Origin of the sequence: Streptomyces sp. NPDC046977 (assembly GCF_040644455.1) — a bacterium.
Classification (GTDB): Bacteria; Actinomycetota; Actinomycetes; order Streptomycetales; family Streptomycetaceae; genus Actinacidiphila.
Genome location: NZ_JBEYWO010000044.1, coordinates 22,713 through 38,458, shown reverse-complemented (window position 1 = coordinate 38,458; position 15,746 = coordinate 22,713). Strand labels below are relative to the sequence as shown.

The 15,746-nt window shown below is 73.2% G+C and carries 13 protein-coding genes; 11 read left to right on the top strand and 2 right to left on the bottom strand.

Going from position 1 to position 15,746, the window contains the following annotated elements; genetic code table 11:
• Positions 1-22: 22 nt before the first annotated feature.
• The 8 genes from ABZ883_RS39060 to ABZ883_RS39025 all read left to right on the top strand — a co-directional run bounded on the left by ABZ883_RS39060 (position 23) and on the right by ABZ883_RS39025 (position 7,882).
• A complete protein-coding gene (locus ABZ883_RS39060) occupies positions 23-337 on the top strand; it encodes a glutaredoxin family protein (protein ID WP_360915599.1) in 315 nt (104 codons plus the stop codon).
• A 114-nt stretch (positions 338-451) separates the two neighbouring features.
• Entirely contained in the window at positions 452-1,153 is a 702-nt protein-coding gene (locus ABZ883_RS39055) for a 3'-5' exonuclease (protein ID WP_360915596.1), read from the top strand.
• Between the two features lie 131 nt (positions 1,154-1,284).
• Positions 1,285-2,052 (top strand): redox-sensing transcriptional repressor Rex, encoded by a 768-nt coding sequence (locus ABZ883_RS39050; protein ID WP_360915593.1) that lies wholly within the window; start codon positions 1,285-1,287, stop codon positions 2,050-2,052.
• Positions 2,049-3,455 carry a glutamyl-tRNA reductase gene (locus tag ABZ883_RS39045; protein WP_360915590.1) on the top strand — a complete coding sequence of 469 codons (1,407 nt, stop codon included), beginning with the start codon at positions 2,049-2,051 and terminating at the stop codon, positions 3,453-3,455. The genes ABZ883_RS39050 and ABZ883_RS39045 overlap by 4 nt, the downstream gene beginning before the upstream one ends.
• Positions 3,452-4,429: a hydroxymethylbilane synthase gene (hemC, locus tag ABZ883_RS39040; protein WP_360915587.1), complete on the top strand. Its 978-nt coding sequence runs from the start codon at positions 3,452-3,454 to the stop codon at positions 4,427-4,429. The genes ABZ883_RS39045 and hemC overlap by 4 nt, the downstream gene beginning before the upstream one ends.
• A 122-nt stretch (positions 4,430-4,551) precedes the next feature.
• On the top strand, positions 4,552-6,129 hold the full coding sequence (locus tag ABZ883_RS39035) for a uroporphyrinogen-III synthase (protein WP_360915632.1): 1,578 nt from the start codon (positions 4,552-4,554) through the stop codon (positions 6,127-6,129).
• A gap of 164 nt (positions 6,130-6,293) precedes the next feature.
• Entirely contained in the window at positions 6,294-7,295 is a 1,002-nt protein-coding gene (hemB, locus tag ABZ883_RS39030; RefSeq protein ID WP_360915584.1) for a porphobilinogen synthase, read from the top strand.
• Positions 7,296-7,630: 335 nt separating this feature from the next.
• Positions 7,631-7,882, top strand: coding sequence for a hypothetical protein (locus tag ABZ883_RS39025; protein ID WP_360915581.1), 252 nt, complete (start codon positions 7,631-7,633; stop codon positions 7,880-7,882).
• A gap of 58 nt (positions 7,883-7,940) precedes the next feature.
• Here the strand turns inward: ABZ883_RS39025 and ABZ883_RS39020 are convergent, their stop codons facing one another.
• Together ABZ883_RS39020 and argS are read right to left on the bottom strand one after the other, a co-directional pair.
• The gene (locus ABZ883_RS39020) at positions 7,941-8,747 is read right to left on the bottom strand and encodes a DUF4253 domain-containing protein (RefSeq protein ID WP_360915578.1); all 807 of its coding nucleotides are present in this window, start codon (positions 8,745-8,747) and stop codon (positions 7,941-7,943) included.
• Positions 8,748-8,839: 92 nt separating this feature from the next.
• A complete protein-coding gene (gene argS / locus ABZ883_RS39015; RefSeq protein ID WP_360915575.1) occupies positions 8,840-10,594 on the bottom strand; it encodes an arginine--tRNA ligase in 1,755 nt (584 codons plus the stop codon).
• Positions 10,595-10,722: 128 nt separating this feature from the next.
• Here argS and lysS point away from each other — a divergent pair, with 128 nt between their 5' ends.
• The 3 genes from lysS to ABZ883_RS39000 all read left to right on the top strand — a co-directional run bounded on the left by lysS (position 10,723) and on the right by ABZ883_RS39000 (position 15,546).
• The gene (lysS, locus tag ABZ883_RS39010; protein WP_360915572.1) at positions 10,723-12,390 is read left to right on the top strand and encodes a lysine--tRNA ligase; all 1,668 of its coding nucleotides are present in this window, start codon (positions 10,723-10,725) and stop codon (positions 12,388-12,390) included.
• Between the two features lie 332 nt (positions 12,391-12,722).
• Positions 12,723-15,335, top strand: coding sequence for an MXAN_6230/SCO0854 family RING domain-containing protein (locus ABZ883_RS39005; protein ID WP_360915569.1), 2,613 nt, complete (start codon positions 12,723-12,725; stop codon positions 15,333-15,335).
• Between the two features lie 46 nt (positions 15,336-15,381).
• On the top strand, positions 15,382-15,546 hold the full coding sequence (locus ABZ883_RS39000) for a hypothetical protein (RefSeq protein WP_360915566.1): 165 nt from the start codon (positions 15,382-15,384) through the stop codon (positions 15,544-15,546).
• Positions 15,547-15,746: the final 200 nt, after the last annotated feature.

Sequence of the window (15,746 nt, the reverse complement as noted above, 5' to 3'; positions counted from 1 at the left end):
GGGCGCGGGCAGAATGGCCGGCATGAGTCCCCTGTTCGGACGCGGCCCCCGCCAGGACGCCGCGGTTCCCGCAGCCCCCGCAGCCCCCGTCGATCCCGCCTCCCGCACGGTCACGCTGATCACGAAGCCCGGCTGCCACCTGTGCGACGACGCCCGCGCGGTCGTCGGGAAGGTGGTCGCGGAGGCCGGCTGCCGCTTCGAGGAGCGCGACATCACCCAGGACGAGGAGCTGCACCGCGCGTACTGGGAGCAGATCCCGGTCGTCCTGATCGACGGGGAACAGCACACGTTCTGGCGTGTCGACGAGGCCCGGCTGCGCCGCGGGCTGGGCCTCTGAGGCCCCCGGGGCCACGGGTGGGTGATTTGCGCGTGTTCCTCTGGGCGCGTGTGCTCGATTACCATCAAGGCGTTTTGTGTGCTGCGGGGGTATGTACGTAAGGATGGTGACGGCGTGCTCCCGGGCAGGCTTGCGACGCGCGGCGGCTATGCCGTCGTGGACGTCGAGGCCACCGGTTCGAGCTCGCGGCGGAACCGCGTGGTCGAGCTGGCGGTCGTTCTGATGGACCGCGATTTCGTCGCGCAGGGCGAGTTCTCGACCCTGGTGGACCCCGAGGGCCCGGTCGGCCCCACCCACATCCACGGCATCGAGTCCCACCATGTCGAGGCGGCCCGCGCGCCGCTGTTCTCCCAGATCGCCCCCGGGCTGCTCGCCCTGCTGCGCGGCCGGGTGCTGGTCGGGCACAACGTGGGCTGCGACCGGGCGTTCCTGGCGGCGGAGTACGGCCGCATCGGCATCCGGTTCCCCGAGGTGCCGGAGCTGTGCACCATGCGCATGGCGGCGCAGCGCGAGCCCGTGCCGCGGGGCCTGAGCCTGCGGGCGTGCGCCGAGGCGGCCGGGCTGACCGGCTGGTCGGCGCACACCGCGCTCGGCGACGCGCGGGCGACCGCCCGGCTGTTCACCGCGTACGTCCGGGAGCTCCCGCAGTGGCCCGCGCACGCGGAACAGGAGCTGGCGCGCGCCGCCGGGGTCGAGTGGCCGCGGCTCGCGGGGACGGACACGCCCTGGGTGGAGCGCAGGGGTACGGAGCGACCGCTGATGCGGAACGTTCCTGTACAAAAGGTGGCTTCTTCTGTCCGTAATGGGGGCGCGTGATGCCGGTCACTTCCCCAGGGCAAATCGGACACCATCTTTGTGCACGCGTTCACAAAGACATAGCCTGGCGTGTACGGGGCGGCCCCATCGAGGGATGCCGTCCGCAGCCCAGCTCTACCCGCAGGAGCATCGTGGCAACTGGCCGAACTCACCGACCGGCGACTCGGAGCCGAGGGATTCCCGAGGCCACCGTCGCCAGGCTCCCGCTGTACCTGCGGGCCCTGACCGCGCTCTCCGAGCGATCGGTGCCCACGGTGTCGTCGGAGGAACTCGCGGCGGCGGCCGGGGTGAACTCCGCCAAGCTCCGCAAGGACTTCTCGTACCTCGGTTCCTACGGAACCCGCGGTGTCGGCTACGACGTCGAGTACCTCGTGTACCAGATCTCCCGCGAGCTGGGCCTGACCCAGGACTGGCCGGTCGTGATCGTCGGTATGGGCAATCTCGGCGCCGCGCTCGCCAACTACGGCGGCTTCGCCTCCCGCGGCTTCCGCATCGCCGCGCTCATCGACGCGGACGCAGCGCTCACGGGCCGGCCGATCGCGGGGCTGCCGGTGCGGCACGCGGACGAGCTGGAGTCCATCGTGCGGGACAACCACGTGTCCATCGGCGTGATCACCACACCCGCCGGTGCCGCCCAGGAGGTCTGCGACCGCCTGGTGACCGCCGGGGTCACCTCGATCCTGAACTTCGCCCCGACCGTGCTGACCGTCCCCGACGGGGTCGACGTCCGCAAGGTCGACCTCTCCATCGAACTGCAGATCCTCGCCTTCCACGAGCAGCGCAAGGCCGGCGAGGAGCTGGAGGGCGCTCTCGCGGCTCCCCCGGTGGCGGCGAAGGCGGCCCGCGACGGCGACCGCCCGGGACCTGACGGGGACGTCCCCGCCGTGATGCCGGCATGAGCCTCCTCGTGGTCGGGCTGAGCCACCGCACCGCCCCGGTCGGCGTCCTGGAGCGGGCCGCGCTCGCCGAGGACACCAAGGCCGATCTGCTGCACGACGTGCTGGCCGCGGAGCCGGCCAGTGAGGCGGCGGTGCTGTCGACCTGCAACCGCATCGAGCTGTACGCGGACGTCGACAAGTTCCACGCCGGGGTCGCCGAGCTGTCCACGCTCCTCGCCCGGCACAGCGGCGTCGGGCTGGACGAGCTCACCCCGCACCTGTACGTCCACTACGAGGACCGGGCCGTCCACCACCTGTTCTCGGTCGCCTGCGGCCTGGACTCCATGGTCGTCGGCGAGGGCCAGATCCTCGCCCAGATCAAGGACATGCTCGGCCTCGGCCAGGAGCTGCACACCGCCGGGCGGACCCTGAACGACCTGTTCCAGCAGGCGCTGCGGGTCGGCAAGCGGGCCCACTCCGAGACCGGGATCGACCGGGCCGGGCAGTCGCTGGTCACCTTCGGCCTGGACCAGATGGCACAGGCCATCGGCGGCACCGGCTTCGCCGAGTGGGGCAGGGGCAAGCGCGCGCTGGTCGTCGGCGCGGGCTCGATGAGCTCGCTCGCCGCCGCGACGCTGGCCCGGGCCGGAGCCGGCGAGATCGTGGTCGTCAACCGCACGCACGAGCGCGCCGAGCGGCTGGCCGAGTCCGTCGGCGGCCGCGCGGCGCCCATGGACGACCTGGCCGCCGAACTGCCGCAGGCCGACATCGTGGTGTCCTGCACCGGCGCGACCGGCCTGGTGCTGACCGCCGACACGGTCGCCCGCGCCACCCTGACCCGCGCCCTGCGCGCCGCCGGCGGGCCGGCCGCGCCCATCGGCATGCTCGACCTGGCGCTGCCGCGGGACATCGACCCGCTGGTGCACGCCATCGACGGAGCACATCTCACCGACCTGGAGACCATCGGCACGGCCGCGGCCGACGCCCCGATGGCGGCGGACGTCGACCAGGTCCGAAAGATCGTTTCCGCAGAGGTCGAGGCGTTCGGCGCCGCCCAGCGCGCCGCGCACATCACGCCGACCGTCGTCGCGCTGCGCGCGATGGCCGCCGAGGTGGTCGCCACCGAGCTCGCCCGACTCGACGGCCGGCTGCCCGGTCTGGACGAGCGCGAACGCGCCGAGGTGACCCAGACCGTGCGCCGCGTCGTGGACAAACTCCTCCACGCGCCCACCGTGCGGGTCAAGCAGCTTGCGGGCGAACCCGGCGGAGCCGGGTACGCTGACGCGCTGCGCGAACTCTTCGACCTGGACCCGCAGGCGGTCGCCGCCGTCAGCCGGGCCGACTCCCCGGCCGTACCGGTGGTCCCGTCACCGGCCGCGTCGACCGGGGCCGTCACGACTGAACCGAATCGAGGGCGGGCATGACAAGGCCCACCGCACTGAAACTGGGAACCCGGCGCAGCGCGCTGGCGATGACGCAGTCGGGACTGGTAGCCGACCAGGTGCGCCGGCTCACCGGCCGCGACGTGGAACTGGTGGAGGTCACCACCTACGGCGACGTCTCCCGCGAGCACCTGGCGCAGATCGGCGGCACCGGGGTGTTCGTCTCCGCGCTGCGCGACGCGCTGCTGGGCGGGGAGATCGACTTCGCCGTCCACTCCCTGAAGGACCTGCCCACCGGCGACGCCGAAGGGCTGACGCTGGCCGCGATCCCGTCCCGCGAGGATTCGCGGGACGCGTTGGTGGCCCGCGACGGCCTGACCTTCGAGCAGCTCGCCACGGACCCGCGCGGTGCCCGCATCGGCACCGGCTCGCCGCGCCGCGCGGCCCAGCTGAACGCCTGGGCCCGCTCGCTCGGCGTGCGCATCGAGACCGTGCCGATCCGCGGCAACGTGGACACGCGCATCGGATACGTTGCCTCGGGCGACCTCGACGGCGTCGTCCTGGCCGCGGCCGGGCTGAGCCGGCTGGGGCGCCTGTCCGAGGTCACCGAGCTGATCTCCCCCGACGTCGTGCTGCCCGCCCCCGGACAGGGGGCGCTGGCCGTCGAGTGCTCTGCGGCCGACGCAGAGCTCGCCGCCGTGCTCGCCGGGCTCGACGACCCGTTCACCCGGGCCGCCGTGACCGCCGAGCGCGCACTGCTCGCCGCCCTGGAGGCCGGCTGCTCCGCGCCCGTGGGCGCGCTGGCCGAGCCCGCCTACGAAGGTGCCGACGGGCACATCACCGAGCTGCGCCTGCGCGGTGTCGTCGGGACCACCGACGGCTCCTCGCTGGTGCAGATGTCCATCACTGGTCCCACCCCCGTCTCTCGCGAGGAAGCTTCGGCCATGGGCCGCGAGCTCGCCGACGAGATGCTCGCCAAGGGTGCGGCCGGTCTTATGGGGGAGCGCGTACTTTGAGCCCCACCGCCGCCGCAGCGACCAACACCACGACCGCCGCCGACGCCACGGCAGGCAGCGCCGGCAGCGCCGGCACCGCCGGCCGCACTGCCGACGGACCGCCCCTTCCGGTCCTCGGGCACATCACCTTCCTCGGCGCCGGACCCGGCGACCCGGGTCTGCTCACCCTGCGGGCCGTCGAGGCCCTGGCCCGCGCCGATCTGCTGGTCGCCGACCAGCACGTGCTCGACGTCGTGCGCACGCACGCCCGGGCAGGCGTGGACACGGCGCAGCCGGCCGTCGCCGAGGGGGAGTTGAGCACTTCGGCCGCCGCGACCAAGCTTTGCACGGCCTCCGCGCGCACCGGCAAGCGGGTGGTCCGAGCGGTCGCGGGCGACCCTGGACTCGACCCCCAGGCCGCCGCCGAGATGCTCGCCTGCGCCCACGCCGGCATCCCCTTCGAGGTGGTTCCGGGCGTCGCCGCGGCCGTCGGCGTGCCCGCGTACGCCGGTGTCCCGCTCAGCGGTGACGTGCGCTTCGTCGACGCGGCCACCGCCTCCACCCGCTGCTGGAGCGAGGCGGGCGCGAGCGACGCGACGGTGGTGGTCTCCACGACCTTGCAGACCGTCGCCGCCAACGCCGCCGAGCTGGTCTCCGCCGGGCGCAAGCCCGACACCCCGCTCACCGTCACCGTCGCCGGCACCACCACCCGGCAGCGGACCTGGACCGCCACGCTGGCGACCATCGCCGCCGAGCTGAAGGCCACCAAGGCGCTCCCCACCCCGGAGGGCCCCATCGCGGCGATAGCCGTGGTCGGCGAACCGACCACGCAACGCGACCTGCTCTCCTGGTTCGAGACCAAGGCCCTGTTCGGCTGGAAGGTCCTCGTGCCGCGCACCAAGGAGCAGGCGGTCTCCCTCTCGGACCAGTTGCGCTCCTACGGGGCGGTGCCGCACGAGGTGCCCACGATCGCCGTCGAGCCGCCGCGCACCCCGCAGCAGATGGAGCGCGCCGTCAAGGGCCTGGTCACCGGGCGCTACGAGTGGATCGCCTTCACCTCGGTCAACGCCGTCAAGGCGGTCCGTGAGAAGTTCGAGGAGTACGGGCTCGACGCGCGGGCGTTCGCCGGCATCAAGGTCGCCGCCGTCGGCGAGCAGACGGCGCGCGCCCTCGTGGACTTCGGTGTGAAGCCCGACCTCGTGCCCAGCGGCGAGCAGTCCGCGGCCGGGCTCCTGGAGGACTGGCCGCCCTACGACCCGGTCTTCGACCCCATCGACCGGGTCTTCCTGCCCCGCGCCGACATCGCCACCGAGACGCTCGTGGCGGGTCTGGTGGAGCTCGGCTGGGAGGTCGACGACGTCACGGCCTACCGGACCGTCCGCGCCTCGCCCCCGCCGGCGGAGACCCGCGAGGCCATCAAGGGCGGCGGCTTCGACGCGGTGCTGTTCACCTCGTCCAGCACGGTGCGGAACCTCGTCGGCATCGCCGGCAAGCCGCACAACGTCACCGTCATCGCCTGCATCGGCCCCGCCACCGCCAAGACGGCGGAGGAACACGGGCTGCGGGTGGACGTGATGGCCCCCGAGCCGTCCGTGCAGGCGCTGGCGCAGGCCCTGGCCGACTTCGGCGTACGGCGCCGTGAGGCGGCCCTCGCGGCCGGCGACCCGGTCACCAGGCCCAGCGAGCGCCGCCCCGGCTCGCGCCGCCGCGCCCGGGTCTGAGACCCGGAGCACCCTTCGCGCCGCCCGCGGGGCGGCCGGCCCGACCGGCCGGCCGCCCCGCGGGCGTACGGCCCGGAGCCCGACACGCGGTCGGGAAGAGCACCCCTGTCGCGGGCGTACCGTGGTGAACGGAAGCCACGGCGACGGAGAGGCGCGACACGGTCATGAGCGGAAGCGGTACTCGTTACGGTCGGTTCCCCGGCGCGCGTCCGCGCCGACTGCGCACCACGCCGGCGATGCGCCGCATGGTCGCCGAGACCCGCCTCGACCCGGCCGGGCTGATCCTGCCGGTGTTCGTTCGTGAAGGCATTCACGAGCCCGTGCCGCTGTCCTCGATGCCCGGCGTCGTCCAGCACACCCGCGACACCCTCCGCAAGGCCGCCGTCGAGGCCGCCGAGGCGGGCGTCGGCGGGATCATGATCTTCGGCGTCCCGCTCGACGAGAAGAAGGACGCGGTCGGCACCCCCGGCACCGACCCGGACGGCATCCTCCAGGTCGCCATCCGCGACGTCGTCTCCGAGGTCGGCGACGCGCTGGTGGTCATGGCCGACCTGTGCCTGGACGAGCACACCGACCACGGCCACTGCGGCGTCCTGGACGCCGAGGGCCGGGTCGACAACGACGCCACCCTGGAACGCTACGCCGAGATGGCCCGCGTCCAGGCCGACGCCGGCGTCCATGTCGTCGGCCCCAGCGGCATGATGGACGGTCAGGTCGGCGTCGTCCGCGACGCGCTGGACGCCGCGGGCCACCAGGACGTCTCCGTGCTGGCCTACACCGCCAAGTACGCCTCCGCGTTCTACGGCCCCTTCCGCGAGGCCGTCGGCTCGTCCCTGGTCGGCGACCGCAAGACGTACCAGCAGGACCCCGCCAACTTCCGCGAGTCGCTGCGCGAGCTCACGCTCGACCTCGCCGAGGGCGCCGACATGGTGATGGTCAAGCCCGCCCTGCCCTACCTGGACGTGCTGGCCAAGTTCGCCGAGACCGTGGACGTTCCCGTCGCGGCGTACCAGATCAGCGGTGAGTACGCGATGGTCGAGGCCGCGGCGGAGCGCGGCTGGATCGACCGCGACCGCGCGATCATGGAGACCCTGACCTCGATCCACCGCGCCGGGGCGCAGCTGATCCTCACGTACTGGGCGACCGAGGTCGCGAACCGCCTCTGACCGCGTCCGGGGCCCAACGGGCCCCTGAGCGGCGTTTTTTGACGGCCCTGACGCGTCGGCCTCGGGCAGGGCCGGGACACCTGTGCGCAGGGCGGGTGTGCGGACCTGGCAATACACAGCCCGCTCCACGCCTGCGACCTGCGGTTTTGTGGTGCCGGGGGGCGCCCGGACGCGCGTGACGCCGCCACGCCGTACTCCGGTTCCCATCGAGGTGATATTTCGTTACATCAAGTGGGTTTGCTCGCGATCCCGAATGAAACGGGCATATCGCCGGGAAGCATCGTGGTGTCCAAACCGGGGCGGACGCGCAAGCGCCGCCGAGAAAGGAGACCGCAATGCGGGCTTCCCGATTTGTCGCCGCGCTGGGTGTCGCGGCCGCCGTGCTGATGGGTGGTGCCACGGCTGCCAACGCCGCCACCGAGGTGGCGCCCAAGGCGGCAGCGCACGTGACGCACGACCGTGGCCACGACTATGGCGACCGTTGGGGTCGCGACCGGGGCCACCGCCACGACCGCTGGGGCCACCACCGTCACCACCGTCACCACGGCCGTCACCACTGGGGCCACCGCTGGGGTCACAACCGCTGACGGATGACATCGCGGGGGCGCCCTTCCGACTCGGGGGAGGGCGCCCCCGCCTTTGTGCTCAGTCCCACCAGAAGGTCCAGCACCGCTCGCCGAGCAGCGACTTCGCGTAGGCACGCAGGGATCCGCTGCCCTGGGTGATGTTGTCCGGGCAGAAGGCGAAGTGCTCCGCTGCGATCGCCTCGGCCTCGGCCCGATCCACCGGCGGCGCGGCCACGGACAGCACGAGCACGTCGAAGGCGAGGGCCACCACCCGCGCGCCGAAGCGGTCCTCCCAGGAACGCAGCACGGCGCAGAGCCGGGCCACGTCGTTCTCGTGGTTGAGCGGGCCGGTCCAGCCGATGGCCGCGGGAATGTCGGCGCTGCGCCGCGGGGGGACAAGGGCCGCTCGGGGGTCCTTGAACCAGTCCGCCCCGGCCACCGACGCCGCGACCTCGGCGGCCCGGACGTCCGGATCGGCCGCCGGCTCCCTTGCCGGGGCGAGCCCCGGCCACTCCCGGCCGAAGGGGGCGACCAGTTCCGCCTCGTCCTCGCCGAAGTCCTCCTCGAAGTCCCAGAATCCGGCCAGGACGTCCTCGGCGTCGTGGTCGCCGGGGTACGACATCGTCCCGGGGGAGAGCTCGCGGGTGGCCGGCAGCGCCGCGTCCATCGACAGCAGCAGCGGATGCAGGCCCGCGGACATGCGTGCGGGGAGCAACTGCCCCCAGGCGTCCGGTGCGGCGGCCCCGTCCGCGTGCCAGAGGAGCGGTTCGTGCCAGGTGCCCTCACTCGTCCCGTCGACGAGACGGCCAAGCGGGAGATCGAGCCCCAGGGAGCGGCCCGAGGGGTCCTGCGCGAGTTTCGGAAGCTGGTTGGGAAGCGTCGCCATGACGGTGAACCTAGGGCCGGCCACTGACAACGGCGGCCCCGGGAGGAGTGGTGACTCCTCCCGGGGCCGCCGTCGAGCGGACGCGGGGCGCGTCAGAGGCGCTCGGGGGTGCGGATGCCGAGCAGCGCCATGCCCTGCCGCAGAGTGCGGGCGGTCAGGTCGCAGAGGAAGAGGCGGTTCTCCCGCAGCTCAGGGGTCTCGGCCTTCAGGACCGGGCACTGGTCGTAGAAGGTGGTGTACGCCGAGGCCAGCGCGTAGAGGTACGAGGCCAGTTTGTGCGGCTCGTACGTCTCCGAGACGCCCGCCAGGGTCTCCGCGAACTCGTCCAGCAGCAGGCCGAGCGTCCTCTCGGCCGGGGCCAGCGGCAGCTCGGGGTGGGCGACCGGCTTCGCGTCGCCCGCCTTGCGGAGGATGGACTGGATCCGCGCGTACGCGTACTGGAGGTACACGCTCGTGTCGCCGTTGAGCGAGACCATCCGGTCGAGGTCGAAGACGTAGTCCCGGCCCAGCGAGGTCGACAGGTCGGCGTACTTGATCGCGCCGATGCCGACCTCCTTGGCGCGGTCCGCGACCTCCTCGTCCGTCAGCTCCGAGGACTTCTCCCGGATGACGGTCGCGGCCCGCTCCACCGCCTCGTCCAGCAGGTCGACCAGCCGGAAGGTCTCACCGGACCGGGTCTTGTACGGCTTGCCGTCCTTGCCGAGCAGGGTGCCGAACGGGATGTGCAGCGCCTTGACCTCGTCGGTCAGCCAGCCGGCCCGCTTGGCCGTCTCGAAGACCATCTTGAAGTGCAGGGCCTGCCGGGAGTCGACCACGTACAGCAGCGTGTTCGCGTGCAGGTCCGCGGTGCGGTTCCGGACGGCGGACAGGTCGGTCGCGGCGTAGCCGAAGCCGCCGTCGGCCTTCTGCACGATGAGCGGGACGGGCTCGCCGTCCTTGCCCTTGATGTCGTCGAAGAAGACGCACAGCGCGCCGTTGGAGCGCACGGCCACACCGGACTTCTCCAGCAGCGTGCAGGTCTCCACGAGCATGTCGTTGTAGCCGGACTCGCCGACGACGTCCTCGTCCCGGATCGCGATGTCGAGCTTGTCGTAGACCGAGTTGAAGTAGATCTTCGACTCGTCCACGAACCGCTGCCACATCGCCAGCGTCTCCGGCTCGCCCGCCTGGAGGTCCACGACCCGCTTCCGCGACCGGGTCTTGAAGTCGTCGTCGGAGTCGAAGACCGTCCGGGACGCCTTGTAGAGCCGGTTGAGGCGCGACATGGAGGCCTCTCCGGCCTCCTCGGCGGCGTCGGTGCCGTCGCGGTCCCCGTGGTCCAGCTCGTGCGGGTGCTCGACCAGGTACTGGATGAGCATGCCGAACTGGGTGCCCCAGTCGCCGATGTGGTGGCGCCGGACCACCGTCTCGCCCTCGAACTCCAGGATCTTGACGAGCGCGTCGCCGATCACGGAGGACCGCAGGTGGCCGACGTGCATCTCCTTGGCCACGTTCGGCTGCGCGTAGTCGATCACCGTGATGCCGGGGTCGGCCTTGGCGGGCACGCCGAGCCGGTCGTCGGCGGCCCGGGCGGCCAGCGTCCGGGTGATCGCGGCGTCGGCGACGGTGATGTTCAGGAACCCGGGGCCGGAGACCTCGACGTCGGCGATGAGCCCGTCGTCCTTCGGGAGGGCGGCCACGACCTCGGCGGCCAGCTCGCGCGGGTTCGCTTTGTTCCGCTTGGCGAGGCCCAGCACACCGTTGGCCTGGAAGTCGGCCCGGTCGCTACGTCGCAGCAACGGGTCGGCACCGAGGGCGTCAGCGACGCGCTGCTGGATCGTGGCGGAAAGCGAGTTGACCGAGGCCATGGGATGGGTGCTTCCTGAGAGGGATCAGAGATCAACCCTCAGTATCCCACGCGCTACCACTCATTTTTCTCTGGGACAATTGCCGGGTACCGAGCTACCCGCTGCACTGGTGGAAGGAAGTCGAGACAGTGGCTCAGAGCACCGAGGCCGACTGGGTCGCCCGCTTCGCGGACGACGTCATCGCGGAAGCCGGGCGGCGGGCTCCGGGCAAGAAAATCACCGTCGCTTCCGGGATCAGCCCGTCCGGGCCGATCCACCTGGGCAATCTGCGCGAGATCATGGTCCCGCACCTGGTCGCCGACGAGATCAAGCGGCGCGGCGTGCCCTGCGAGCACATCCTGTCCTGGGACGACTTCGACCGGTACCGCAAGGTCCCGGCCGGTTACGACCCCTCGTACGCGGAGCACATCGGCAAGCCCCTGACCGCGGTCCCGGCGCCCGAGGGCAGCGCGTACGAGAGCTGGTCGGACCACTTCAAGGCGCCCTTCCGCGAGGCGCTGGCCGCGCTCGGCGTCGAGGTCACCGAGATCAGCCAGACCGTCGAGTACACCTCCGGCACCTACCGCGAGCAGATCCTGCACGCGATGCGCGAGCGCCGCCGGATCGACGAGGTGCTCGGCCGCTACCGGACGAAGAAGAAGGCCGGCGGCGAGGAGCAGGACGACGAGGAAGCGTCGCTGGAGCAGGCCCCCGAGTACTACCCGTACAAGCCGTACTGCTCGGCCTGCGGCAAGGACACGACCACGGTCGTCGCCTACGACGACGACACCACCGAGCTCACCTACGAGTGCCAGGCCTGCGGCAACCGCGAGACGGTCCGGCTGAGCGAGTTCGACCGCGGCAAGCTGGTGTGGAAGGTCGACTGGCCGATGCGCTGGGCCTTCAAGGGCGTGGACTTCGAGCCGTCCGGCGTCGACCACCAGTCGCCCGGCTCCTCGTGGATGGTCGGCCAGCAGCTCGTGCGCGAGATCTTCGGCGCCGAGCCGCCCATCGGCCCGATGTACGCCTTCGTGGGCATCAGCGGCATGGCCAAGATGTCCAGCTCCAAGGGCGGTGTGCCGATCGCGGCCGACGCCCTGCAGATCATGGAGCCGCAGCTGCTGCGCTGGCTGTACGCCCGCCGCCGGCCGAACCAGGCGTTCAACATCTCGTTCGGCGACGAGATCTCCCGCACCTACGACGAGTGGGACGCGCTGGAGCGCAAGGTCGCCGAGGGCGCGGCCGCGCCCGTCGACGTCGCGGTGCACTCGCGCGCCGCGCGCACGTCGAGCGGGGAGCTCCCGACCACCGCTCACAAGCTGTCCTTCCGCACCCTCGCCTCGGTCGTGGACATCACGACCGGCGACGAGGAGCAGACGCTGCGCATCCTGCGCGACCTCGACCAGGAGCGGCCGCTGGCCTCCCTGGACGACGCCCGGCCGCGCCTGGACTGCGCCGAGCACTGGGTCAGCACCCACGTCGAGCCGGAGGCCCGTACCCGGGTCCGCACCGAGCCCGACGCGGCGGCCCTGGAGGCGCTGTCCGGCGAGGAGCGCGAGGCGCTGAAGCTGCTGGTGGACGGGCTGCCCGAGCACTGGTCGCTGGACGGGCTGACCACCTTGGTCTACGGAGTGCCGAAGACGCAGGCGGGCTTCGCGCCGGACGCCAAGCCGACGCCGGAACTGAAGGCCGCCCAGCGCTCCTTCTTCGCCCTGCTCTACAACCTGCTGGTCGGCCGGGACACCGGCCCCCGGCTGCCCACCCTGCTGCTGGCCGTGGGCCAGGACCGGGTGCGGGAGCTGCTCGCGGGCAGCTGACCCCGGCTCGTGCACGACGGCGGCGGGTGGCCATGCCACCCGCCGCCGTCGCGCGTTCCCGGGACGAATATTCGAACGCGCCGTGGCGCGCGGGGCGTTATGGTCGTCGAGCGCGGGGCGGCTCCTGGTGTGCTTCCTTCTCTTCACTGTCACTGAATCGAGTGCACCCCCTTCCCGCCCCGCGCGCGCAACCGGCGTCACCGGTCCGGCGACCGGACCGGACCCGGGGCGGCCCCCGGGCGTGCTTCCTTCTCACTGCGAAGTCGCATTCTTGCGATGCATTTCAGCGCGCCCACTTCCCGCCCCGAGGTCAACCAGGGGGAGACACAGCGATGTTCACGACCACGACCGCACCCGCCACGACCGTTCCCCGTTCGCTCGCGGCCGTCATGCTCGCCCGCCGGGGAGCCGTCTACCTGCCCTCCGCCCCGGTGGGCGGGTCGCTCGGCAGCGCCGCTGGTGCGGCGCTGCTGGAGGCCGACCTCCTGGACCGCGGCTACCTGATGTCGTCCGCGCTGCGCGAAGCGCTCGCCGGGCGCGGCGAGACCGCGCTGGCCGCCGCGGGCCGCGCGCTGCTGGACGACATCGACGAGGCGCTCGGCGCGGACCGGCCGCACGTGCCGCTGTTCCGCGACTTCCCCACCAGCACGCCGGCCGACACCTTCGCGTTCTACGTCGACCGCGTGCTGACCCTGCTCTTCCAGCACCCGGAGCAGCCGTGCGTCCTGTGCGGCACGGACGGCACCGTCCACGCCGTCTCGCCCTGCGCGCACCTGGTGTGCCGGAGCTGCTTCGACGGCGCGGACTTCTCCGCGTGCCCCGTCTGCCACCGCCGCATCGACGCCGACGACCCCTTCCTGCGGCCGCGTCGGCCGCGTCGCTTCGGCGGCCGCCGGCGCGCCCTCCCCGAGCGGCTGCGCGTCCTGCACCACGGTGGCGACCTCGCCGCCCGGGACGCGGACGCGGTGCGCGAGATCCACGGGCTCCTCGCCAGGACCGGCGCCCTGAGCCCGCAGGACGCCGACGACCTGGCGGCACTGCTGGAGACCCGCGACCGGGCGGACGTCTCCTGGCTGCCCGAGCACATCCCCGGCCGCGAGACCAAGGCCCGCGTCCTGGCCTGGCTGCTGGCGGACCCCGCCGTCCACGGGACGACGGTCCCCGCCGTGACCGCCCGCATCGACACGGCGACCGACATCCTGCGACTGCTCGCCGTGCGCTCCGGCGGCGACCCCGGCCTGGTCGACCTGCCGCGCTTCGTCTCGGTGCCCCGGCCGCTGCGGCGCGCCCTGCTCGCGGTGCTGGAGGGCCTGGCCCCCGACCTCGCCGTGCAGGACATGCGCCGGCACCGGCACACGTGGCTGCGGGCCGCGGAACTGCTGCACCCCTTCGAGTACGCGGACCGCTTCCCCCGGGCGGCGCTGGCCGTCGCGGCACTGCGCGACACCCGGCTCGCGGACGGCGACGCGCTGACCGCGACCCTGCGGACGGCGGCCGGCGCGGACCCGCGGGTCGACGCCACCGGGACCACAGTCCGCGTGCGCGGCTGGGCGGGCCGGGTCGAGGCCGCGCTGCACGCAATGGACGTGCCGGCGGCCGTCGTCCTGCTGGCGCAGCGGCCGGGCGAGTTCGTGCGCCGCCTCGACCACCTGCTGCGGCTGTCCGTCGCCGAGGACGCCGACACCGTCCTGTCCGCGCTGGAGCCCGCCGTGACGCGGGTGTCGCCCGCCGTGCTGCTGTCCGCGCTCGGCGAGCTGCGCAGCCGGCCCCGCGCGGTCCCCACCCGGGTGTTCTTCCCCAGGGGCGGCACCGCCAAGGCGCACTTGGTGGAGGACGACCGGCTGCCGATCGGGGCCGACGTCGTCGCGCGGGCCGTCGCCGTGCTGGAGGCCGAGGTGCTGCGGAGGGCGGCGCAGGGGGAGGCCGCCGACGTCGCCGTCGTGGACGCGGGCCTGGACGGCGTGATCGCGCCGTTCACCGAGCGCACGGCCTCGCGCGCCCTGGTCACGCTGCCGCGCGGCAGCGAACTGCCCGTCCCGGACGGGCGGACCCTGCGGCTGTTCCTGCACTGGATGGAGAGCGAGGAGTCCGGCCGGACCGACCTGGACCTGTCCACGGCGCTGTTCGACGCCGAGTGGAACGCGGTCGGCCACTGCGACTACACGCGCCTGCGGTTCGGGGCGGACGCCGCCGTGCACTCCGGCGACCTGACCAGCGCCCCGGCGCCGCGGGGCGCGGCGGAGTTCGTGGACCTCGACCTGGACGCGCTCGCGGCCGCCGGGGTCCGCCATGTGGTCGCGGTGGTCTTCTCTTTCAACAGCGTCCCGTTCGAGGCCCTGGCCGAGGCGTTCGCCGGGCTCATGGTCCGCGAGCTGCCCGGCGACCGGGGGCCGGTCTTCGACGCCCGCGCCGTGGAGCAGCGCTACGACCTGTCCGGCCCGGCCCGGGCGAGCGTGCCATTCGTGGTCGACGTCGTGAACCGCACGATGCGCTGGCTGGACGTGACGAAGGGCGTCACCGGCACGCACCACTCGGTCGCGCGGCACGGGGACGACCTCGGCCTGCTCGGCAAGGCCCTGACCGCCCAATTCGCCGCCGGCGCCCGCGTGGGCCTGGGCGAACTGGCCGTGTGGCAGGCGGCCGCCCGCGCCGGGACGGTGCTGCTGCGGCACGCGGACGCCTCGGTGACGGCGTACCGGCGCCGCGCCGGGGAGCCGGTGGGGGGATTCGCGGCGCGCATCGGATCGCCGGACGCGGACGGCGACGTCGACGTGCCCGAGGCGCTCGGGCGGGCCCGCCTGGCCTGGCTGATCCGCGGGGACCTCGAACTGCCCGAGGGCGGCGAGGCGTTCGCCCTGCACCCGGCGGGGCTGGACGTGGCGCGGGTGCGGCTGCTGTCGGCGGCGGACGTCGTGGCGGCGCTTGCGCCGGCGCCTGCCTCCTAGGGGGCGTACCGGCGCCCGCGCCTACTGGCGTTGTGCCGGGGTTCCGGTGGCGGTGTTCGCGGTGCGGATCGCGCTGTCGGGCCTGGACGGCGACGTCGATGTGCCTGAGGGCGGTGAGGTGTTCGCCCTGCGTCCGGCGGGGCTGGATGCGTCGCGGGTGCGGCTGCTGTCGGCGGCGGACGTTGTCGCGGCGCTAACGCCTGCGTCCTAGGGGGTGGCGGGCCGGCGGTTGCGCGTGTCGGGACGCTGCTTCTGCGGCGCCCGGACGGTCTACCGGCGTCGCGCCGGGGAGCGCGACCCGGATCGGGTCCCCTGACGCGGACGGCGACGTCGACGTGCCCGAGGCGCTCGGGCGGGCCCGCCTGGCCTGGCTGATCCGCGGGGACCTCGAACTGCCCGAGGGCGGCGAGG

What these genes read in the sequence shown, in the direction of transcription:
- ABZ883_RS39060 (WP_360915599.1), top strand. Translation starts at nt 23, where the DNA reads ATGAGTCCCCTGTTCGGACGCGGCCCCCGCCAGGACGCCGCGGTTCCC.
- ABZ883_RS39045 (WP_360915590.1), top strand. Translation starts at nt 2,049, where the DNA reads ATGAGCCTCCTCGTGGTCGGGCTGAGCCACCGCACCGCCCCGGTCGGC.
- hemC (WP_360915587.1), top strand. Translation starts at nt 3,452, where the DNA reads ATGACAAGGCCCACCGCACTGAAACTGGGAACCCGGCGCAGCGCGCTG.
- hemB (WP_360915584.1), top strand. Translation starts at nt 6,294, where the DNA reads ATGAGCGGAAGCGGTACTCGTTACGGTCGGTTCCCCGGCGCGCGTCCG.
- ABZ883_RS39025 (WP_360915581.1), top strand. Translation starts at nt 7,631, where the DNA reads ATGCGGGCTTCCCGATTTGTCGCCGCGCTGGGTGTCGCGGCCGCCGTG.
- ABZ883_RS39020 (WP_360915578.1), bottom strand. Translation starts at nt 8,747, where the DNA reads ATGGCGACGCTTCCCAACCAGCTTCCGAAACTCGCGCAGGACCCCTCG.
- argS (WP_360915575.1), bottom strand. Translation starts at nt 10,594, where the DNA reads ATGGCCTCGGTCAACTCGCTTTCCGCCACGATCCAGCAGCGCGTCGCT.
- ABZ883_RS39005 (WP_360915569.1), top strand. Translation starts at nt 12,723, where the DNA reads ATGTTCACGACCACGACCGCACCCGCCACGACCGTTCCCCGTTCGCTC.